A 20,256-nucleotide genomic window follows, 5' to 3' on the forward strand; every position below is an offset into this window, starting at 1 on the left:
GGGAGACAGATGATGAGCGATCCAACCGATATGAACGACCTGAAGCGCCGCATGGAAGGCGCCGTCAACGCCTATATCAGCGATATCACGTCGTTGCGCACCGGCCGGGCTTCGGCCAACATTCTCGACCCGGTTCAGGTTGATGCCTATGGTTCGAAGGTGCCGCTCAATCAGGTCGCCAATATCACCGTGCCGGAGTCGCGGATGTTGTCGGTCAATATCTGGGACAAGTCCATGGTCAATGCTGTAGATCGCGCCATCCGCGAATCGCATCTCGGCCTGAACCCGATCATGGACGGCCAGACGCTGCGCATTCCGCTGCCGGAGCTCAACGAGGAGCGCCGCCGCTCGCTCGTCAAGGTCGCGCACGAATACGCCGAAAAGGCGCGTGTTGCGATCCGCCATGTGCGCCGCGACGGCATGGACGGCCTTAAAAAGGCTGAAAAGGACGGCGATATCAGCCAGGACGATAGCCGGTCGCTTTCCGATGACGTTCAGAAATTGACGGATGAGTCAATTTCCCGAATTGATGACTTGCTCGCCGACAAAGAAAAAGAAATTATGCAGGTTTAACTGCTGTTCTGTTTCGAACACACCGAGTGCGCTTATGAACCGAATTCCTGACCCTGCAGTGCCGACCCATGTTGCCATCATTATGGACGGGAACGGGCGCTGGGCCATTGGCCGCGGTCTTGGGCGCATTTTCGGGCATCGCAAGGGTGTAGAGGCGGTCCGCAGGACCGTCGATGCCGCGCGCGAAAGCGGTGTCCGCTATCTCACGCTGTTTGCCTTCTCCTCGGAGAACTGGCGGCGCCCGGCCGACGAGGTCAACGGCATCATGGAACTCATCGCGAGTTTCATCGAGCGTGAACTCGACAATTATCACCGGCAGAACATGCGGTTCCAGATGATCGGAGAGCGTCACGGGCTTGGCCCGAAAGTGCTTGCCGCATTGACGCGTGCCGAAGCCCAGACCCGCGACAACACCGGTCTGCATGTCGTCGTTGCGATCAATTACGGCGCGCGGGGCGAACTCGCCTCGGCCATGCGCGTTCTTGCCCGCAAGGTTGCGGAAGGCGCGCTCGACCCGGATGCCATCGACGAAACGATGGTGGGCGAACATCTCGATACCTTTGGCATACCCGATCCGGATCTGGTGATCCGCACCAGCGGCGAACAGCGGCTTTCGAACTTTATGCTCTGGCAGGCCGCCTATGCGGAGCTGGTTTTTATTCCCTGCAACTGGCCGGATTTCGACCGCGACATGTTTTTTGAAGCGCTTGGCGAATATGCACGGCGCAACAGGCGCTTTGGGGCGGTTTCCTCGCCCCAGGCCGCGTTGACGGATTTCTGATGTCGGGCGAGCTCAAGCTGCGCATCATATCGGGCATCATCCTTGCAGCGGTGGTTCTGCTGATCACCTGGGCCGGCGGCGCCAGCTTCAATCTTCTCGCCGTCGCGATCGGTCTTCTGATCTTTCATGAATGGATGGCGATGAGCAGGGCGCGTGCCGGGGCGTCGGGCGGAGAAAGCGGTCTGTTATCGACGCCGGTGCTTGCCGGCTGGGCGGTCATGATCGCCGTCGGCATCCTCACGATGCTCGCGCTTTATTGGGTGGGGCTGGTCTTCGCCGTCATTGCCTGTTTCGGATGTGTCCTTTTGTCGAGGAGCGTCGCGACGCCCTACTGGTTTGCGGGATCCGTGATTTATGCCGCAGGCAGCATGGTCGCGCTTGCAGCGCTCAGAAACAGCGGCGGCGCTGGCGCATTTGCGATCGTCTATCTTTTTGCGGTCGTCTGGACGACCGACATCATGGCCTATTTCGTCGGCCGTACGCTGAAGGGACCGAAGCTCGCGCCCGCCATCTCGCCGGGCAAGACCTGGTCCGGGGCTGCCGGCGGCACGCTTTTCGCGCTGGTCGCTGCCTTCGTGCTGTGCCTTGCCTGGGGCGGACGTCCGACCCTTGCGATTGCAGCGCTCACGATCTTCCTTTCGGTCTGCAGCCAGGCCGGAGACCTTTTCGAATCGGCGTTGAAGCGGCGCTGCGGGGTCAAGGATTCGAGCCATCTCATTCCCGGCCATGGCGGCGTGATGGATCGCGTTGACGGTCTCGTTGCCGCCGCCTTTGCCATGTATGTGGTCATGCTTCTCGTCGGAATGACGGGCTCGGCCTTTGCGCCGGGCGACATTCTGATGAACTGGGCCGGACTTCTTCACGCCAGCAATGGAGCCTGATATTGCCGTTCGCGTTCACCAATGCCCCGGGAATGATCGTCGCCTTCATCATCGCGATCTCGTTTCTCGTGTTCTTTCACGAACTCGGGCATTATCTGGTCGGGCGATGGTGCGGCATCAGGGTTCTGGCCTTTTCGCTCGGCTTCGGCAAGGAGATCATCGGCAGGACGGACCGCCACGGGACGCGCTGGAAGATCTGCCTGATTCCGCTGGGCGGTTATGTGCGCTTCTATGGTGATGAGGACGTTGCGAGCCGGCCGGACTTCAAGGGCATGGAGACGCTGCCCGAAGAGGAGCGCGCCCGCACCCTGAACGGCGCCGCGCTCTGGAAGCGGGCGGCGACCGTCGCCGCCGGGCCGATCGCCAATTTCCTGCTCGCCATCGGAATTTTCGCCGTCATCTTTTCGGTCTATGGCCGTCCGGTGTCCGACCCCGTTGTCGGCGAGGTCGTCGCCGGAAGCCCTGCCGAAACCGCCGGCCTCGAGGTCGGAGATGTAATGACGTCGCTCGATGGCCAGCATATCGACACATTCGATGCGGTGGTACGCTATATCAGCGTGCGCCCGGGCGTCCCGGTCAAGCTGACCGTGGAACGCGATGGCGCGCCGGTGGAACTGACCGTCATGCCCGAGCGGGTGGAGACCGAGGACCGATTCGGCAACAAGATGGAACTTGGCCGCATCGGCGTCGTGGGCAACCGCGAGAGCGGCAATTTCCGCGTCGAACGCTATGGCCCGGTCGCCGCGATCGGGCAGGGCGCGCTGCAAAGCTGGCATATCGTCGTGGGCACCTATGATTATATCGCCAATGTCTTCGCCGGGCGCATGAAGGCCGATCAGATCGGCGGTCCGGTGCGGGTTGCGACCATGGCAGGCCAGATGGCCTCGCTCGGCTTCGTTGCCTTTGCCAATTTCGCAGCCGTGATGTCGGTCTCCGTCGGGCTGTTCAACCTTCTTCCGGTCCCCATGCTCGATGGCGGGCATCTTCTGTTCTACGCAATCGAAGCGGTGAGGGGGCGCCCCCTGCCCGAACGCGTTCAGGAATTCGCGTTCCGGATCGGCCTCTTCCTGGTGCTGGCGCTGATGGTGTTCGCAACCTGGAACGACACCATCGGGCGTATGGGGTAAAGCTTTTTAACCCTTTGACAGTGTTTGGTTAACGCTGCGCCCGCCTTTGTCTTGCCGCGATTGTGTTCTTGTGCGAATGTGCCCTTGCCTTTGGCGTCGGAGATGATAGGAAACGCTTCAGAAAGCAGCTTCGCCGTCCGGTTGAGGTTCACCGTAGCAATCGGTTTACCATAAACATAAAAGAACGTGGCGATTTGGTCACGCTCGGGTCGGAAGTTGCATCTGATAGGCGGCTTTCTATTGCGTGGGGATGCGAAGTCTTTAGAACGTAAGACGACATTGCCGAAAACCGCTGATACCGAGCGATTAAAAAGGGTAGATAGTAGCATGGCCGGTTCAAGATTTTTGAACACAGTTTCAGGTGCGGCGCTCACGATGGCGGTCGCCGTTTCCGGGGGTGTTGTTGCCGCCGTTGCTGTGCCCACGAGTGCGTATGCCGCCGTCGTCAGGAATATCGTCGTCAATGGCGCCGGTCAGGCTGGCAACGAGGCGATCAAGTCCAAGCTTTCGATCAAGCCCGGTCAGAGCTTCACCGATGCCGACATCAACCAGTCGATCCGCAACCTCTACAGCTCGGGCTACTTCTCCGACGTGAAGATTTCGGTTTCCGGCTCGACGCTGGTCGTCAACGTTACCGAGAATCAGCTGATCAACCAGGTGGTCTTCAACGGAAACCGCAAGGTTAACGACAAGAAGCTCCAGGGCGTCGTTCAGCTCCATTCCCTCGGCCCGTATAACGAAGCCCAGGCGCAGCTCGATATCCAGCATATCAAGGATGCCTATTCGTCGATCGGCCGTTCGGATGTCGAGGTCTCCATCCAGACCGCCACCGTTCAGGACAATCGAATCAACGTTGCTTTCGTGATTGATGAAGGCGGTCGCACCAAGACCCGCAAGATTAACTTCGAGGGCAATACGACCTATGGTGACTCGCGCCTGGCTTCGGTGATCCTCACCAAGCGCTCGACGCCGCTCTCCTTCCTGACGCGCAAGGATATCTACAATCCTGACAAGCTGCGCGAAGACGAGCGTCTCCTGCGTGAGTTCTACAACAATCATGGTTTCCCGGACTTCCGTATCCTGTCGACCGATGTCGATTATGATGAAACCGACAATTCCTATTCGATCACGTTCAATCTCGACGAGGGTGACCGTTACCGCTTCGGTGATATCGGCGTGGAAAGCACGGTAGCTGGCGTCGACGTTTCGAACCTCGGCGGCGATATCCGCACCAAGGCCGGCAAGATCTACGATGCCGACGATATTCAGAAGACGGCTGAAGCGATTGCCGCTTCGGTTTCGTCCCAGGGCTATCCTTTCGCGCAGGTCAATCCGCGCGGTGATCGCAGCTTCACCAATGACACCTATTCGGTGAACTACGAGATCGATCAGGGCATGAAGGCCTATATCGAGCGCATCGAGATTGTCGGCAACACCCGCACCCGCGACTATGTCATTCGTCGCGAGTTCGATCTGGCCGAAGGCGATGCCTATAACCGCGAGATGATCGCGCGAACCAAGCGCCGCCTTGAGGCCCTTGGCTATTTCAGCGAAGTCGACATCAAGACCCTTCCGGGCAGCGCGCCTGATCGTGTCGTCCTGCAGGTCAATGTCACGGATGAACCGACCGGTTCGTTCTCGATCGGCGCCGGCTACGATGCCGAAGGCGACTCGCTTGTGCTGGAACTCTCGGTCGAGGAGCGCAACTTCCTCGGTCGCGGTCAGTATATCCGTGCGTCGGCCGGTCTCGGCGATGACGATTCGCAGATTTACAATTTCAGCTTCACCGAGCCCTTCTTCCTCGGTTACCGTCTGGCCGCAGGCTTCGATATCTATCGGGCATCGTCTTCGTCCAACGAGTACTACAACTATGCTGAAACCGCTGGTGCGCTGCGCCTGACCGCGCCGCTCACGGACGATCTGTATTCGACGGTAAAATATGTCTACCAGCAGTTCGAGTATGATGGGCAGGGCGACTGGCAGAACCCGGCAAATCTTTCGCCGGTCTATCAGAACCTGGTCATCAATGGTCCGTGGACCGTGTCGTCTATCGAGCAGCAGTTCAACTTCGCAACTGTCGACAATCGCCAGCTTCCGCGTGAAGGTGTCCTTGCCCAGTTGACCAATACCGTGGCCGGTCTTGGCGGCGACTCGCACTACTACTCGATGGAAGGCAAAGCGCGCTGGTACCAGATGATCTCCGATCAGGCTGATATCATCGGCTCGCTGACGGCGCGCGGCGGTTTCGTGACGCCGTTCGACGATACGCTGAATGTGTTCGACCAGTTCACCATCGGTGGCCAGCAGATCCGCGGCTTCAAGCAGAATGGTATCGGTCCGCGCACGGTGACGCAGGGTGATGCCCTGGGTTCGCAGTATTATGCGACGCTCTCGGCTGAAACCAACTTCCCGCTTCCCGGCATTCCGGAAGATATCAATCTTCGTGGCGCCGCCTACGTGGATGCCGGTTCGGCCTGGGGTAATGCCGTCGAAGTTGCCAACACGGCGATCGAGGGCGTGGACTTCTCGATCCGCGCTTCTGCTGGTGTTGCCCTCATCTGGAATTCGCCCTTCGGCGACCTGCGGTTCGATTACGCCGTTCCGTTCGTCAAGGAAGACTTCGACGAAACCCAGCGTTTCCGTTTCGGTATCGCAAACACGTTCTGATCTCTCTTTCCAGAACCATATCGAAACTGTTCTGGAGATCTGAAATGGATCAGAACCCGTTTTTCGGCGCGCGGCAGGCACTCTCGCTTAGAGAGCTTGCCGGGCGCGTTGGCGCTATCCTTTCCCCGGCCTCGGCCGGTGATGTCATGGTGCAATCCATCGCGCCAATTCGTCGCGCCGAACCCACCGATATTTGCTACATCCAGTCGAAGAGTGCTGCCGATGGGCTGAAGACCTGCCGTGCGGCGGCGATCTTCTGCCCTGAGGGTCTGCGCCATCTTCTTCCGGACGATTTGCCGGTGCTGGTAACGGCTACCCCGCAATATGCCTTTGCGCTCGCATCGGAGCTGCTTTACCCCGAGGCCATGCGCCCGCGGTTCTGCACCGGCGACGGACCGATTTCGCCGAAGGCGTCGATCCATCCGACGGCCGTGCTGGAGGAGGGCGTCGAGATCGAGCCGTTCGTGGTGGTCGGCGAGCATGCGGTCATTGGGGCAGGGACCCGCCTTCTGAGCGGCGCCATGATCGGCGCCCATGTTCAGATCGGACGCAACTGCACCATTGCTGCCCATGTCAGCGTCACGAATGCCTTCATCGGCAACAATGTCATCATTCATCCGGGTGCGCGCATCGGCCAGGACGGCTTCGGTTATGCGCCGGGGCCCGCCGGCATGGTGAAGTTGCCGCAGGTCGGCCGGGTGATCATTCAGGACAATGTCGAGATCGGTGCCAACACCACGGTTGACCGGGGTGCGATGGATGACACGGTCATCGGCGAAGGCACGAAGATCGATAATCTCGTGCAGATCGGGCATAATGTGCAGGTTGGCCGCCATTGCGGGATCGTGTCGCAGGTCGGCATCGCCGGCAGCACCAAGGTCGGCGATTTCGTGATGATCGGGGGGCAGACGGGCATCAACGGTCATATCGAGATCGGCAATGGCGTTCAGATTGCGGCGAAGAGCGGCGTTTTGAATTCGATACCGGCGGGTGCGCGCGTCGGCGGCGCCCCGGTTCGACCTATCCGGATTTTCCTGCGGGAAGTTGCCGAGATTCATGCGCTGAACGAGAAAGCGGGAGACGAGCAGGGTGAATGAGAGCGTGACCGAGACTTTGGAGCATATGGAACTTCTCGAAATCATGAAGTTCCTGCCCCATCGCTATCCTTTTCTGCTGGTCGACCGGATCGTTGAGATCAATGGCGATGACAGTGCCGTGGGCATCAAGAACGTGACTGCCAACGAACCGCATTTCGTCGGCCACTTCCCGACCATGCCGATCATGCCGGGCGTTCTTCTCGTCGAAGGCATGGCGCAGACCGCTGGCGCGATCTGCGCGCGCAAGGCCAATGAGGTCGACAATCTGGTATACTTCATGACGATCGACAATGCGCGTTTTCGCAAGCCGGTCGTGCCGGGCGACCAGGTGCGGTTCAAGGTGGTCAAGCAGAAGCAGCGCCGCCGGGTGTGGAAGTTTCAGTGCGAGGCGACCGTGGACGGCCAGCTTGTTGCGGAAGCCGACATCGGCGCCATGATGGTGCGCAAGGACGAAGAATGACCAGAATCGCAAGCTCCGCCCGTATCGATCCCAGAGCGATTGTCGCGGAAGGAGCCGTTATCGGAGAGAATGTCGAGATAGGTCCATTGGCCTATGTCGGGCGCAATGTCGTGCTCGGCGACGGTGTGAAGGTCATGCATCACGCGATCGTTGAGGGTACAACGACGCTTGGCGATGGCTGCCAGGTCTTCCCGATGGCCGTGATCGGCGGTGCGCCGCAGAGCGTGCGTCATGATGACAGCGAGACCCGGCTCGAGGTCGGCAGTCAGTGCATCTTCCGCGAGGGCGTGACCGTCAATACCGGCTCGTCCCATGGCGGCGGCATTACCAGCATCGGTCACGACAATCTGTTCCTCGCCAATTCCCATGTCGGTCACGACTGCCGCGTGGGCAACCATGTGATCCTGTCCAACAATGTGATGGTGGGCGGACACGCGGTGATCCACGACCGAGTGATCCTCAGCGGTGGTGCGGCGATCCACCAGTTCGTGCAGATCGGCCGTCAGGCCTTTGTCGGCGGGCTTGCGGGCGTGGTCAATGATGTGATCCCCTATGCCATGATCGTCGACAACCCGGCCATGATGGGCGGGCTCAACATTGTCGGCATGCAGCGCGCCGGCATGGAGCGCGACGAGATCCATATGGTGCGCAGGGTTTACAAGGCGATCTTTTCTCCGGGTCTGGTGCTCGAGAATGCGGCGCTCGCGCGCGCCGAATACGGCGGCCAAAGTGCGGCAGCGGACGAATTGCTGGGTTTTGTGCTTGATCGCGATGCCGAGCGTGCGTTGACGACGCCAGGTTCGAGGCGCCGCAAGGGCGCGGCGTGAGCCCGGCCGGCGGCAGCGATCCGATAGCCATCATCTCCGGCAACGGTCTGTTGCCGCATTATGTCGCGCGCGCTGCGCGCGATGCCGGAAATACCCCCTTCATCGTTCAACTTCTGGGGCAGGGCGAGCATGACTGGTCCGGCTTCGATCATATCATTGCCGATCTCGGCGCGTTTCAGCCTGTGGTCGCCGCGCTTCGCAAGCGCAATGTCCGCCGGATCGTGTTGTCGGGCGGGGTCAACAGCAGGCCGGAGCTTCTGACCCTCAGGCCCACACTCGGGGTGCTTACCTCCATTCCGAGAATCCTGTCGATCCTGCGCAGCGGCGGCGATGACAAGGTGCTGCGGATGGTGATCGGCCTCTTCGAAAAGCACGGCTTCGAGATCGTCGCGGCACAGGAGATCGCGGGCGATCTTCTGGCCAAGGCCGGCGCGCTTGGCCGCCATGCACCCGATGACGCCGCGCATGTCGATATCGCCGCTGCAGCTAAAGCCGCCACGGCAATCGGCGCCATGGATATCGGGCAGGGGGCTGCAAGCGTCGGCGGTCGCGTGATCGCGCTGGAGGGTGCGGAAGGCACCGACCAGATGCTCGAAAGGGTGGCGGCGCTGCGCAAAGCCGGCCGGATCAGCCAGCGCCGAAAGGGCGTGCTTGTCAAACTGTGCAAGCCGCAGCAGGATCTGCGGGCCGACCTTCCGTCGATCGGGCGCAATACGGTGCGCCTTGCAGCAGAGGCGGGGCTTGCAGGCATAGCGGTGGAGGCCGGGAGATCGCTGATCCTCGAGCGCGCGGAAACGCTTGCGGACGCCGATGCGGCGGGCCTCTTCGTGTACGGATTGGCGCCGCGCGGTGGCGGCTGATCGTCTATTCGGTGAGGAGCGCAATGTGGAAAAGCCATTGAAGGTCGGCGTGATTGCAGGCGAAGTGTCTGGCGATCTCCTGGGTGCGGATGCGATTGCCGCGCTGAAGAGGATCCATGGCGGGCCGGTCGAGCTGGTGGGGGTCGGGGGCGACGGGCTTGAGGCGGAAGGCCTGGTTTCGCTGTTCGATTACAGCGAATTGTCGATCATGGGCTTTACCCAGGTGATCGCGCGCCTTCCCAAACTGCTGGAACGCATCCGCCAGACCGCCAATGCCCTGATTGCCGCGCGGCCCGATGTCATCCTGATCATCGACAGTCCCGATTTCACCCACCGGGTTGCCCGCAAGGTGCGCAAGGCCGCGCCAGACATTCCGATCGTCAATTATGTCTGCCCGAGCGTCTGGGCCTGGAAGGAATATCGCGCCCGCGACATGGTGGCCTATGTCGATCATGTGCTTGCCGTGCTGCCGTTCGAACCCCGGGCGATGGAACGGCTCGGCGGGCCGCCCACCACCTTTGTCGGCCACCGGTTGACGGCGGAGCAGGGGGTGCTTGCCGCACGACGCCAGAACCGGCTTGAGCGCGGCATGGCATCGCCCACGATCATGCTGCTTCCAGGCTCCCGCGGGTCAGAGATCAAGTCGCTCGCGCCCGTCTTCCGCGATGTCGCGGCCCAGTTTGCAGCCCGCAACAACCCGTGCCGCTTCGTGCTCCCGACGGTGAAACGGCGCGAGGCGCAGGTGCGCGCCGCCATCGCGGATTGGCCGGTCAAGCCCGCGCTTTTCGTCGGGGAAGAGGCGAAGTGGGAAGCCTTTGCCATGGCTGACGCGGCCGTTGCCGCATCCGGAACCGTGGTTCTCGAGTTGGCGCTTTCGGGCATTCCGGCGGTGTCGGCCTACAAGGCGGATTTCATCGGCCGGATGTTGCTGGACAAGATCACCATCTGGTCGGCATCGCTGCCCAATATCATCGCCGATCAGCCGCTGGTGCCGGAATATTTCAACAACACCATGCGCGCCGGTGCGCTCGCCCGCTGGATGGAGCTCCTCACCCGCGACAGCCATCAGCGGCGCGGCATGATCGAAGGCTTCGAGCGGGTCATCTCGCTGATGGAGACGGACGTGCCGCCGGGCGAGCGGGCGGCCGCCATCATTCTCGACGTTCTCGGCCGCAAGCGCGGCCATCGGGCTTCCAGTTGATGTAAAGCCGGCTCCAAGCCCGGAGTTTCGGTAAAATCGGGTCGCGGCCCACCTGTTTCCCAGACATGCCATGCCGCGTTTTGGGCCTTTGCTGCGTCCATCCTGCATTTTCTTGCGCGCCGCCCGTGGCGCGCGCCTGCGGCGGCCTGCCGCGCCAAGAGCAGGTTGGACAGCTGATTTCGGTCGCTTCTAACGGCGTCCGGTTCGGCGTGGCACACGTATGCGTGGTGTTGTCATCAAATTCTTATTCGACGCTATTACGACTTCAGCCTGAGGTGCGCAGACGTCGCGAAAGGTTCAGGAGGAATGTCATGAACGTGGTCGACAACGATATGAGAACTGGTGCGGACAGCCACAGCGTCCAGCACTATATCGATGAGCACCCCTATTGGGCGGATGGCACGGAAGCGCCGGCGCCGAAAATGACGATGATGCAGTGGCGCATCTGGTGCCTCTCGGTGGCCGGCAAGTTCTTCGAGGGGCTTGTGGTTTTCATGACCGGCGTCGCCATGCCGCTGATTGCAAAGGAATTTGGCCTCACCGCCGCCCAGCACGGACTTGTCGGCTCGGCCTCGCTCTTTGGCATTCTGATCGGCGCAAGCGCGCTCGGCAGCCTCTCTGACCGGTTCGGACGAAAACGGGTCTTCATCTTCGAGATCGGGCTGTTCATCGTCTTTCTGGCGCTGATCGTGTTCACGCCGAATTTCCCCTGGTTGATTGTGTGCCTTTTCGGCATGGGTCTTGCGCTTGGATGCGACTATCCGACTGCGCACCTCGTCATTTCCGAAAGCACGCCCTCTGCCACGCGCGGCGGGCTCGTGCTCTCCGCATTCGGGTTTCAGGCGGTTGGTGCGCTGTTTGGCACGGTTCTCGGCTTCATCATCCTCAATCTCGATCCCTCCGTCGGTGCATGGCGGTGGATGTATGGCTGTGCCATCGTGCCGGCGCTTGCGGTCTTCGCGGGACGGTTCTTCATCCCCGAAAGCCCCCATTGGCTGGCCGTGCACGGCAGGGACCGCGAAGCCGAAACGGAACTTCAAAAGCTCCTCACCCGCAAGCCGATCTATCCCAAGAAGGTGTCGCTGGTCAGCCGGCATGCAAGGCACGGAGCCCGGCCACACATCGCCGGTTATCGCGGACTGTTCCAGAAAGAAAATCGCAAGGCGCTGATACTCGCCTCCGTTCCCTGGTTTCTCCAGGATCTCGGCACCTATGGCATCGGTATCTTCACACCGACGATTCTTGCCGCCACCGTCGGACATCAGAAGGCCCATGCACAGAATATTGCCGATCTGGTGCACAACGACCTGATTGCCGCGAAGGGAACCGCGCTGCTCGATCTGCTGTTGCTGGTCGGGATTGTTGCAGCCGTGCTGCTTGCGGACCTGATCGGTCGGATCAGGCTGCAGATCTTCGGCTTTGTCGGCTGTGCGGCCGGCCTGTTCATCGCCTCCCTTGCAGGCTCCCATACCGGCATGACACAGACGACGCTGATCTTCACCGGCTTCATGCTGTTCAACTTCATGACCAATCTGGGCCCCAACGCCCAGACCTACCTGATTGCCGGCGAAGTCTTCCCCACGCATATCCGTGGAACGGGCGCGGGCTTTGCCGCATCCTTCGCCAAGATCGGCGCGTGCCTCACCGCATTCCTGTTTCCGGTGTTGCTGGCCGATATCGGCACGACGGCCCTGCTTTATGCGCTGGTCGCCACATCGCTCATCGGTGCATTGGTGACCTTCTTCTTCCGGATCGAAACCAAGGGCAAGAGCCTCGACAAGCACTGAAATGCGGCCACGATTGCCGCATCGGGGCGCCCAAGAAAAAACCCCGGTCGAAAGACCGGGGTTCGTCATGTCATGCAATCGACAGGGCTGATCAGCCTGCGGCTTCGCGGGCCTTGTCGAGCCAGCCGTCAACCGTATCCTGGTTGTTCTTGATCCACTCGGTGGCCTGCGCCTTCACGTCGTCATCGCCGGCATTCATCTTCGAGTTCTGCGCGAAGATATCTTCGAGCGGGATCGAGACTTCCTGCAGGAGCGTATCGACCGCCGGGTTTTCCGACAGGAACGCGTCGTTGACGACCGGTACGATGTCGTTGGCGACAAAGCCCATGTAGCAGGGATCGGCCACGCAGGTTTCGAGACCCTCGGCAGGCGCGGGAAGCTCGACGCCTTCCTTCTGCGGCACTTCGATCCAGACGACATCCTTGCCCGGCTTCAGCTGGTCGACGGTCCAGTTCGGCGTCCAGGTGTAGAACAGGATGTGCTCGTCGTTCTGATAGGCTGCAATCGCATCGGCCATCGAGGCGGAGTAGCCGGCCTTGATCGGGTTGATGTCGTCGCCGAGATCAAAGTCTTCCATGTGCTGCGAAATCGTCAGCTCGCAGCCCCAGCCCGGAGGGCAGGCAACCAGATCGGCCTTGCCGTCGCCATTGCGGTCGAAGGCTTCCTTGACTTCCGGACGCTTGAAGTCGTCCAGCGTCTTGATGTCGAATTCCTCGACGGCCTTCTTGTCGACGAGGTAGCCCTGCAGCGCGCCGCCCTTGGCAACCGCGCCATCGACCTTGGCCTTGCCTTCGAAGGTGGACTTGTAGGTTTCGTGCAGCGGGAACCAGCCATTGACCCAGAGGTCGACGTCGCCCTGCGAAACGGCCTGATAGAAGGCGGAGGCGCTCAGCGTCATCGGGCCGCTGACGGAGTAGCCGAGGTCTTCAAGCATCTGCTTGTAGATTTCGGCCTGGAACCAGCCGGTGTCCCAGTCGGCCTGCGCCATGCTGATGGTCTTGCCGGCGCCCGGACCTTCCGCTGCGAAAGCGGCAGCGGGAGCGAGGCTTGCGGCACCAAGCATGAGAGCGGCTGTAAGTTTCGTAAGTTTCATGAGTGTTTCTCCGTTTCTACGTGTTGCGGCATGCGCCATTTTCGGCACACACCTTGGCGACGGGATTGGAGATCCCTGTGAGAAAGCGACGGAAGCGCCGCTTTCATTTTATTCGGCGGTCTTTTTCTGACCGCTGAAAAGCGTTCCCAACGCCTGACGGAACGTCATCCGGTTGGGATCTGAAGGCTCGACGAGGCCCTGGGTGATACGGTCGAGCACGATGGCGAGAACCACGATGCCGACGCCGCCGGCCGTTGCGCCACCGACATCGAGACGACCGAGGCCGGTGTTGACCACCTGACCGAGACCGCCGGCGCCGATCAGCGCCGCGATGACCACCATTGACATGGCCAACATGAGGGTCTGATTCAACCCCGCCATGATCGTTCTCATGGCAAGCGGAAGCTGAACCTCGAAGAGCGTCTGTGAATAGGTGGCGCCGAAGGCTTCCGACGCCTCGATCAGATCGGTGCGGACATTGCGGATGCCGAGATTGGTCATCCTGATGATCGGCGGCAGCGCAAAGATGATGGTGGCGATGATACCCGGCGCCATGCCGACGCCGAACAGCATCACGATCGGCACCAGATAGACGAAGCTCGGAACCGTCTGCATCACATCAAGGATCGGCCGCACGATCTTCCATGTCGTATCGCTCTTGGCGACGAGGATGCCGACCGGAACGCCGATGACCGTGCAGAAGATCACAGAGGTCAGGATCATGGCGAGCGTTGTCATCGTATCCGGCCACAGGCCGATCAGATCGATGAACAGGAAGCCGAGAATGGTCACAAGCGCCATCGTCTTGCCGACGATGCGCCATGCCAGAAGGGCAAAGATCGCGGTCAGCACCAGCATCGGGATGAAGGCCAGCGCCGAATCGAGTGCGATCAGCACCTGATTGACGGGCACCTGCAGGGCGCGGAAGAACGGCCGGAAATTCGGAACCAGAAAGCCGCGGACAAAGTCATTGACCCAGCTGTCGAAGGGAATGGTGAAATATTGTGATGGATCGAACATATGCTATCGCCCTCTCGTCTTATTCGCTGGCAGGCGCGGGGGCCCGCTTCTTGGCTTCTTCTTCGGCGAGTTGAGGAGGCGGTTCCTCCGTATCGGCAGCAAGCTGCTCGAAGATCGCTTCCTGATCGACGACGCCGACCAGCTTGCCGTCGTCATCTGTCACGGCCATCGGCACGCCCGCCTGGGCGGCGCCGTAGACCTCGTTGAGGAAGGATTCTTCCGAAACTGTCGGCGGTTCGGCATACATGACGTCGCGCACCGGCGCGTTGCGGGCGGCCTCCATTGCGTCGGAGCGCATCAGAAGGCCGACCGGCACGCCGCGTTCGACGACATAGGCGAAATCGGATTTTGCCCGGTCCATGACGGCCAGCGCCTCGGTCAGCGATGAATCCGCCTTGACCCAGGCCGCGTCGCGGGAAATGTCGGATACCTTGAACACACGGCTGCGGTCGATGTCAGACACGAAGGCGCGGACATAGTCATCCGCAGGTTCAGATACGATTTCCTGCGCGGTGCCCACCTGCACGAAGGCGCCGTCCTTCATGATCGCGATCCGGTCGCCCAGGATCATCGCCTCGTTCAGATCATGGGTGATGAAGATGATGGTCTTCTTGAGTTCCTTCTGGAGGCCGATCAGTTCGTCCTGCATTTCCCGGCGGATCAGCGGGTCGAGCGCGCCGAAAGGCTCGTCCATCAGCAGGATTTCGGGGTCGTTGGCAAGGCCGCGGGCAAGGCCCACACGCTGCTGCATGCCGCCGGAAAGCTGGCTCGGATAGCTTTCGGCGTAAGCCTCCAGCCCGACCTTTGACAGCGCGGTGCGGGCGACCTGATAGCGCTCATCCTTACCCATGCCCTTGAGCTTCAGACCGAAGGCGACATTGTCCAGAATCGTTTTATGAGGAAACAGAGCGAAGTGCTGGAAAACCATGGTGATCTTCTGGCGGCGAACATCGCGCAGCGTTGCCTTGTCGCATGATGCAACATCGACATTGTCGATGATGATCTCGCCCGAAGTCGGCGGTATCAGGCCATTGAGCGTGCGCACCATTGTCGACTTGCCGGAGCCCGACAGGCCCATGATCACGAAGATCTCGCCTTCATTGACCTCGAAGCTGACATTGTCGATGCCCACGGTCACGCCGGTGGCCTTGAAGATGTCTTCCTTGCTTTCACCGGCAGCCAGCCGGCGCGCACCTTCGCCTTGATCGTCGTTGAAGAGTTTCGACACGTTTTTCGCGGTCAGTTTGACGCTCATTCTTGTTCCTTCTTCGGTCAAAGTCCGATGGACTCGGCGCTGTTGGCAGCGCTTGCACACATGAAAACCGTTTTGATTTCGTGTGGCCCGCAATGCGCGGACAAGCAAAGCCTGTGCGGCTTCGCCAAGGCCTCCGCTAGTTCAATCGGAGGCGGGTCGCAGATCGTTTTGACCAGCGGCTAGCCAGTATCTAGGATTGTGACCGCCAGAAGTCAAATTTGCGGCGACAAGAGGCGCGCTTTTGTGTTGTCGTGGAATTCTTGGATAACCACGACCCTAGAGTGCTGCAGACAGGCGTTTCAGCTTGAACCGGCAGGCGCGGCGCGTTAGTTCAGTGAGCGTTTTGAGAAGCGGAACAACACGGGTGACGGTTTGATCGACCCCTATGAAGTGCTGGGCATAGATCGTGATTGCGACGGGGAGGCGGTGCGTTCGGCCTACCGGCGGCTCGCCAAGGAGGCGCATCCCGACAGCGGTGGGGACAGCGAACAGTTTGCGCGCCTGCAGGCTTCCTATGACCTTTTGAAGGACCCGGTGCGCCGAAAGGTCTATGACGACACCGGCTATGATCCCGAGCTTGCCGATGCAAAGGATCTGAAAGGACTGCTGCTCCTGGAACCGCTCGTCAACGAGATGATCCTCGACGAGCGCGAGCCAGGCAGTTTCGATCCGATCGCTGCCATGCGCCGCAAGCTTTCCGATGATATCCTCAAAAGCCGTTTTCACATTCTCGAGCTTGAGCGCCACCGTGCGCGGGTGCGCAAGCATCTGGACCGTCTGGCGCGGCGCAAGCGCGACAAGAGCGCGTCCGACGTGCTCGGCTCGATGCTGAGGGCGCGCAGTGAATCGATTGGCGAAGCGATCCGCAACGCCGAGGCGCAGATCGAGGCGATCGAGCAGGCCTATGCCATGCTGGAGGGCTATGCCTACGAGATGGAGCATGACGGCGAGACCGCCGTTGAGAAACTGACAGAAGAAAAAGCTGCCGAGTAGCAGCATCGGGGACATGATGGCTGAGATGGATTGGGCGCGGCTTCTGGATCTCGAACGCCTGCACCGCCCGGAGCAGAACCGTTCCCCGCACCGCCCCGCCTATGATCAGGATGCGGACCGGATCACGTTTTCAGCGCCGTTCCGCAGGCTTGCCAACAAGACCCAGGTTCATCCGCTCTACGATCACGACCACATACACCATCGTCTGATCCACAGCATCGAGACGGCGAGCGTTGGCCGCTCGCTGGGGCTTGAGGTCGGTTACTGGCTGGAGCAGCAGGGCAAGATCGAGAAGGGTGGCCAGGCGATTGTTGCAGGCCTCGTGCATGCGGCATGTCTTGCCCACGACATCGGCAATCCGCCCTTCGGCCATTCGGGAGAGGCGGCGATCGGCGGCTGGTTCGCGGAGCGCTTCGCTCGTGGAGAAGGCCTTTTTGCGGATCGCGAGCGTTGCTTTGCCGAAGAGTTCGAGGCGTTCGAAGGCAATGCGCAGGGGCTGCGCATCATCACCCGTCTCGAAATGAACAGGCCGGGCGGCATGCGTCTGACCCATGGCACGCTCGGGGCCTTCATCAAATATCCGGTGACGGCGCGCGTGCGCAAATCGATTGCCGCTCGCGATGGCGGATTGAAGAAATTCGGCGTGTTCGAAAGCGAGCGTGGCGTGCTCGAGACCATTGCCGCGAGAACCGGGCTGATCGCCGGCGACGCGACCGGGACCTGGTGGCGGCGGCACCCGCTGGTGCTGCTCGTCGAGGCAGCCGATGACATCTGCTACAACATTCTCGATCTCGAGGACGCCTTCACCACCGGCGATCTTGGCTATCAGGATGTGGTGCCGCTGCTGGCTCAGGTCGCTGATTTCATGCCGCGTGACGACCGTGGCGAGAGCGCCGCCGAAAAGGTTGCGGTGTTGCGCGCGGTCGCGATCCACAAGGCGACGGAAAGCTGCAGCGCAGCCTTCGCCGCCCATTATGACGCGATCATGAGCGGCACGTTTGATCGTGGTCTGATCGCCGCATCGTCACAGGCGGCAAGTTTTGCGGCAATCGAAACGCTTGCCAATGAGCGCATCTTCACATCATCGCGCAAGACCGAGCTGGAGGTGATGGGCCGCAACATGGTTCATCGCATTCTCGATGGTGTTCTGCCGGTTGTCGAAGCCTTGGCCGCTGCAGAGTGGAAGAGCGAACGGCTGACGGGCTATCCCAGGCAATTGCAGCGCGCCCTTGGCATTGACCTCCGCCATGCAACCGATGCCTACAGCGCGCTTCATGCGCTTGCCGATTATGCATCGGGCATGACCGATCGTTATGCGCTGAAGGTCGACCGGATGATCTCGCGCTGAGGGTGGGCAGCATCTCCGCAGTCATCCGGGCAGCCATCGCGTGCGTGCAAGGCTCCCTTGCGTCCGCCCCGGTAGCACTTCCCGTCCGCAGGGCTATCTTGTGTTCATCGATGCAATTGACGAGGAACACGATCATGAACACCACACCCGACCGCGAACGTGCCAGCCGGCCCAACGCCATTGTCCGTTTCGCCCGTGGTTTTGGCGCGCTGGTTCATGACTATCAGGAACTGCGCGAAACCGCCCGCCGCCGCTTTCCCGACGCGTTCCGTTGAGGTTTTGCGGCCGTCATCGGTCGTCCCAGGATTTCGGAATGCGGATTGCGTTCACAAAGGCATCGGTCGGCAACGGCCGGTGCCTTTGCGCTGAACGGGCCGCAGGCGGTGTGCCCGGGGCGCATCATCTTCAGTTCAGGTCGCCGTAGAGAAAGGTGATCCACACCGTGTTGATCACGAGCCACGTAATGCCGAGCCACATGAGCTTGCGATTGCTATCCGTGCGCATGGCGACGATCGCGATAAGCGCACCGGCTGCAAGGCGTGCGCCATACCATGGGCCGAGCGATGTCAGATAGACCTCGCCCTTGATTGCGGTGTCGACCAGGTCGAAGGCGAACGAAAGCCCGAACATCGCAAAGAATGCGTTGCGCCGCCTGATGAAGAAGACCTCCCTGTCGGCGTGTTCCATGATGTGATCGGGATAGAGCAGGGTCGACATCAGGAAAAACAGCGACGCATAGGACAGGATGAAGACGTAGATCCAGAAGTTCCAGTGGTCGATCAGGCGAAGGGCGAATTGCCACCACCAGAAATGCACCGTGCCGAGCAGCAGCGCGATCGACCAGACAAACTGGGCATACATGCGGTTGGTCTTGACCGGTTCCTGGACGCGCCGCGACAGGCCTGACAGGACCCGCGTGATAGCAAGGCCGATGATGAGGCTGACCAGAATGCGAAGGTGGCTATAGGCATCCATCCGCCTTATCCTCGCAGAGGCGGGGTTGCTACGGATTGGCGGGAGCGTTTCACGCCGAAAACGTCGCTCTGCCGGTGGATTGATCCGGCCCGGCAGGCTATGCGTTCAGGAAATGGAATGACGCGGGCGATGTCCGATATCCTCGATGTCTGTGTCAAAACGATCTTTAGCAAAAGACCCGGTGAAGCCGAAAATGACAGGTTTTTCCGGGGACTGGAAGAGATGACGACAAATGCGCGATGACCGACGTTTTGCAGTGGCACCGATGATCGACTGGACGGATCGTCATTGCCGCTATTTTCACCGGCAGTTGATGCGGTCGGGGCAGGTCTATACCGAGATGATCGTCGCCGATGCGGTGCTGCGTGGCGACCGGGGGCGGCTTCTGGGGTTTGATCCGATCGAACATCCCGTCGTGCTGCAGCTTGGCGGCTCCGATGCGGAAAAGCTTGCCGAGGCCGCCGCGATTGGCGCGGCGTTCGGCTATGACGAGATCAATCTCAATGTGGGCTGTCCCTCGGACCGTGTGCAGTCCGGCACATTCGGCGCATGCCTGATGCGCACGCCAGACGTTGTGGAAAGGGCAGTCGCGGCAATGAAAACCGCGGTCAAGATCTCGGTCACGGTCAAATGCCGTATCGGCGTCGATGATCAGGAGCCCCGCGACGTGCTTCCCGACTTTCTCGATCGCATGGTGGGCGCTGGCGCGGACGCAGTCTGGATCCATGCGCGCAAGGCCTGGCTCAACGGCTTGAGCCCGAAGGAAAACCGCACCATACCTCCGCTCGACTATCCGCTGGTCTATGACATGAAGGCGCGCCATCCCGATGTCTTCATCGGCATCAATGGCGGTATCGTGACCATGGATGAGGCGGTTTCGCACCTGGAGCATGTCGACGGCGTGATGATGGGAAGGGCGGCCTACCAGACGCCTGCCGTCCTCGCCGAGGTTGGCCATCGTCTCTTCGGCGACAAGGAGCAGCCGATCGACTGGCGGGCCTTGCGCGACCGGATGATGGAATATGCCGCAGGCGAACTGGCGAAGGGAGCGCGCCTTTCGCAGGTGACGCGGCATATGGTGGGCCTTTTCAACGGCCATTCCGGCGCGAGGCGCTACCGGCAGATCCTCTCCACGGAGGCGACAAGACCGGGTGCCGGGCCGGAGGTGATCGAACGTGCATTCGAGGCCGTGGAGCTGGAGGCTCAGCCAGCCTGAGGCGAGAGAAACCGAACGCCTTCGCTTCGGGTAGAACCTAAGGTATCTTTTTCAGGTATTTGATATTCGAAGAGAAAAGCAGCCAGGCGAAGACA

At 60.8% G+C, this 20,256-nt stretch carries 19 protein-coding genes; 15 read left to right on the forward strand and 4 right to left on the reverse strand.

Annotated features, from left to right (window positions below):
* Window positions 1–12: 12 nt before the first annotated feature.
* The 11 genes from frr to HPQ62_RS01875 all read left to right on the forward strand — a co-directional run bounded on the left by frr (window position 13) and on the right by HPQ62_RS01875 (window position 12,261).
* Window positions 13–573 (forward strand): ribosome recycling factor, encoded by a 561-nt coding sequence (gene frr / locus HPQ62_RS01825; RefSeq protein ID WP_174800796.1) that lies wholly within the window; start codon window positions 13–15, stop codon window positions 571–573.
* Window positions 530–1,354, forward strand: coding sequence for an isoprenyl transferase (locus HPQ62_RS01830; RefSeq protein WP_280516248.1), 825 nt, complete (start codon window positions 530–532; stop codon window positions 1,352–1,354). Before frr ends, HPQ62_RS01830 begins: the two co-directional genes overlap by 44 nt.
* On the forward strand, window positions 1,354–2,235 hold the full coding sequence (locus HPQ62_RS01835; RefSeq protein WP_174800798.1) for a phosphatidate cytidylyltransferase: 882 nt from the start codon (window positions 1,354–1,356) through the stop codon (window positions 2,233–2,235). Before HPQ62_RS01830 ends, HPQ62_RS01835 begins: the two co-directional genes overlap by 1 nt.
* A gap of 32 nt (window positions 2,236–2,267) precedes the next feature.
* Entirely contained in the window at window positions 2,268–3,362 is a 1,095-nt protein-coding gene (rseP, locus tag HPQ62_RS01840; protein WP_174801406.1) for an RIP metalloprotease RseP, read from the forward strand.
* Window positions 3,363–3,689: 327 nt separating this feature from the next.
* A complete protein-coding gene (gene bamA, locus HPQ62_RS01845) occupies window positions 3,690–6,029 on the forward strand; it encodes an outer membrane protein assembly factor BamA (protein WP_174800799.1) in 2,340 nt (779 codons plus the stop codon).
* Window positions 6,030–6,073: 44 nt separating this feature from the next.
* Window positions 6,074–7,126 carry a UDP-3-O-(3-hydroxymyristoyl)glucosamine N-acyltransferase gene (lpxD, locus tag HPQ62_RS01850; RefSeq protein ID WP_174800800.1) on the forward strand — a complete coding sequence of 351 codons (1,053 nt, stop codon included), beginning with the start codon at window positions 6,074–6,076 and terminating at the stop codon, window positions 7,124–7,126.
* Window positions 7,127–7,151: 25 nt separating this feature from the next.
* Window positions 7,152–7,586 (forward strand): 3-hydroxyacyl-ACP dehydratase FabZ, encoded by a 435-nt coding sequence (gene fabZ, locus HPQ62_RS01855; RefSeq protein ID WP_174801407.1) that lies wholly within the window; start codon window positions 7,152–7,154, stop codon window positions 7,584–7,586.
* Complete coding sequence (gene lpxA / locus HPQ62_RS01860; protein WP_174800801.1) at window positions 7,583–8,413, forward strand: acyl-ACP--UDP-N-acetylglucosamine O-acyltransferase; 831 nt, start codon at window positions 7,583–7,585, stop codon at window positions 8,411–8,413. The genes fabZ and lpxA overlap by 4 nt, the downstream gene beginning before the upstream one ends.
* On the forward strand, window positions 8,410–9,273 hold the full coding sequence (locus HPQ62_RS01865) for a UDP-2,3-diacylglucosamine diphosphatase LpxI domain-containing protein (RefSeq protein WP_174800802.1): 864 nt from the start codon (window positions 8,410–8,412) through the stop codon (window positions 9,271–9,273). Before lpxA ends, HPQ62_RS01865 begins: the two co-directional genes overlap by 4 nt.
* A 25-nt stretch (window positions 9,274–9,298) precedes the next feature.
* On the forward strand, window positions 9,299–10,474 hold the full coding sequence (gene lpxB / locus HPQ62_RS01870; RefSeq protein ID WP_342343662.1) for a lipid-A-disaccharide synthase: 1,176 nt from the start codon (window positions 9,299–9,301) through the stop codon (window positions 10,472–10,474).
* Between the two features lie 311 nt (window positions 10,475–10,785).
* Window positions 10,786–12,261, forward strand: coding sequence for an MFS transporter (locus tag HPQ62_RS01875; protein WP_174800804.1), 1,476 nt, complete (start codon window positions 10,786–10,788; stop codon window positions 12,259–12,261).
* Between the two features lie 91 nt (window positions 12,262–12,352).
* On the opposite strand, the gene proX is transcribed toward HPQ62_RS01875, so the two are convergent.
* The 3 genes from proX to HPQ62_RS01890 form a co-directional block, all read right to left on the reverse strand.
* Complete coding sequence (gene proX / locus HPQ62_RS01880; protein ID WP_174800805.1) at window positions 12,353–13,354, reverse strand: glycine betaine/L-proline ABC transporter substrate-binding protein ProX; 1,002 nt, start codon at window positions 13,352–13,354, stop codon at window positions 12,353–12,355.
* A 108-nt stretch (window positions 13,355–13,462) separates the two neighbouring features.
* Window positions 13,463–14,374, reverse strand: coding sequence for an ABC transporter permease (locus tag HPQ62_RS01885; RefSeq protein ID WP_174800806.1), 912 nt, complete (start codon window positions 14,372–14,374; stop codon window positions 13,463–13,465).
* Between the two features lie 19 nt (window positions 14,375–14,393).
* Window positions 14,394–15,629 carry a quaternary amine ABC transporter ATP-binding protein gene (locus HPQ62_RS01890; RefSeq protein ID WP_174800807.1) on the reverse strand — a complete coding sequence of 412 codons (1,236 nt, stop codon included), beginning with the start codon at window positions 15,627–15,629 and terminating at the stop codon, window positions 14,394–14,396.
* 372 nt (window positions 15,630–16,001) lie between these two features.
* Between HPQ62_RS01890 and HPQ62_RS01895 the strand changes: the two genes are divergently transcribed.
* The 3 genes from HPQ62_RS01895 to HPQ62_RS01905 all read left to right on the forward strand — a co-directional run bounded on the left by HPQ62_RS01895 (window position 16,002) and on the right by HPQ62_RS01905 (window position 18,245).
* On the forward strand, window positions 16,002–16,622 hold the full coding sequence (locus tag HPQ62_RS01895) for a J domain-containing protein (protein ID WP_174800808.1): 621 nt from the start codon (window positions 16,002–16,004) through the stop codon (window positions 16,620–16,622).
* Window positions 16,623–16,638: 16 nt separating this feature from the next.
* Window positions 16,639–17,970, forward strand: coding sequence for a dGTP triphosphohydrolase (dgt, locus tag HPQ62_RS01900; RefSeq protein WP_206678029.1), 1,332 nt, complete (start codon window positions 16,639–16,641; stop codon window positions 17,968–17,970).
* A 134-nt stretch (window positions 17,971–18,104) separates the two neighbouring features.
* Window positions 18,105–18,245 carry a hypothetical protein gene (locus HPQ62_RS01905; RefSeq protein WP_174800809.1) on the forward strand — a complete coding sequence of 47 codons (141 nt, stop codon included), beginning with the start codon at window positions 18,105–18,107 and terminating at the stop codon, window positions 18,243–18,245.
* Window positions 18,246–18,375: 130 nt separating this feature from the next.
* Here the strand turns inward: HPQ62_RS01905 and HPQ62_RS01910 are convergent, their stop codons facing one another.
* Complete coding sequence (locus tag HPQ62_RS01910; RefSeq protein WP_174800810.1) at window positions 18,376–18,945, reverse strand: hypothetical protein; 570 nt, start codon at window positions 18,943–18,945, stop codon at window positions 18,376–18,378.
* Window positions 18,946–19,177: 232 nt separating this feature from the next.
* On the opposite strand from HPQ62_RS01910, the gene dusA reads away from it, so the two are divergent.
* Entirely contained in the window at window positions 19,178–20,161 is a 984-nt protein-coding gene (gene dusA, locus HPQ62_RS01915; RefSeq protein WP_174800811.1) for a tRNA dihydrouridine(20/20a) synthase DusA, read from the forward strand.
* The last annotated feature ends 95 nt before the right edge of the window (window positions 20,162–20,256 follow it).

It is taken from the genome of Martelella limonii (assembly GCF_013344475.1).
GTDB lineage: Bacteria > Pseudomonadota > Alphaproteobacteria > Rhizobiales > Rhizobiaceae > Martelella > Martelella limonii.

Bases quoted from the DNA above. Each gene is read 5' to 3' on its own strand.
- bamA (WP_174800799.1), top strand. From the start codon at position 3,690: ATGGCCGGTTCAAGATTTTTGAACACAGTTTCAGGTGCGGCGCTCACG.
- HPQ62_RS01875 (WP_174800804.1), top strand. From the start codon at position 10,786: ATGAACGTGGTCGACAACGATATGAGAACTGGTGCGGACAGCCACAGC.
- rseP (WP_174801406.1), top strand. From the start codon at position 2,268: ATGATCGTCGCCTTCATCATCGCGATCTCGTTTCTCGTGTTCTTTCAC.
- HPQ62_RS01910 (WP_174800810.1), bottom strand. From the start codon at position 18,945: ATGGATGCCTATAGCCACCTTCGCATTCTGGTCAGCCTCATCATCGGC.
- HPQ62_RS01905 (WP_174800809.1), top strand. From the start codon at position 18,105: ATGAACACCACACCCGACCGCGAACGTGCCAGCCGGCCCAACGCCATT.
- lpxD (WP_174800800.1), top strand. From the start codon at position 6,074: ATGGATCAGAACCCGTTTTTCGGCGCGCGGCAGGCACTCTCGCTTAGA.
- proX (WP_174800805.1), bottom strand. From the start codon at position 13,354: ATGAAACTTACGAAACTTACAGCCGCTCTCATGCTTGGTGCCGCAAGC.
- HPQ62_RS01830 (WP_280516248.1), top strand. From the start codon at position 530: ATGACTTGCTCGCCGACAAAGAAAAAGAAATTATGCAGGTTTAACTGC.
- frr (WP_174800796.1), top strand. From the start codon at position 13: ATGAGCGATCCAACCGATATGAACGACCTGAAGCGCCGCATGGAAGGC.
- lpxA (WP_174800801.1), top strand. From the start codon at position 7,583: ATGACCAGAATCGCAAGCTCCGCCCGTATCGATCCCAGAGCGATTGTC.
- HPQ62_RS01835 (WP_174800798.1), top strand. From the start codon at position 1,354: ATGTCGGGCGAGCTCAAGCTGCGCATCATATCGGGCATCATCCTTGCA.
- fabZ (WP_174801407.1), top strand. From the start codon at position 7,152: ATGGAACTTCTCGAAATCATGAAGTTCCTGCCCCATCGCTATCCTTTT.
- dusA (WP_174800811.1), top strand. From the start codon at position 19,178: ATGCGCGATGACCGACGTTTTGCAGTGGCACCGATGATCGACTGGACG.
- HPQ62_RS01890 (WP_174800807.1), bottom strand. From the start codon at position 15,629: ATGAGCGTCAAACTGACCGCGAAAAACGTGTCGAAACTCTTCAACGAC.
- HPQ62_RS01885 (WP_174800806.1), bottom strand. From the start codon at position 14,374: ATGTTCGATCCATCACAATATTTCACCATTCCCTTCGACAGCTGGGTC.
- dgt (WP_206678029.1), top strand. From the start codon at position 16,639: ATGGCTGAGATGGATTGGGCGCGGCTTCTGGATCTCGAACGCCTGCAC.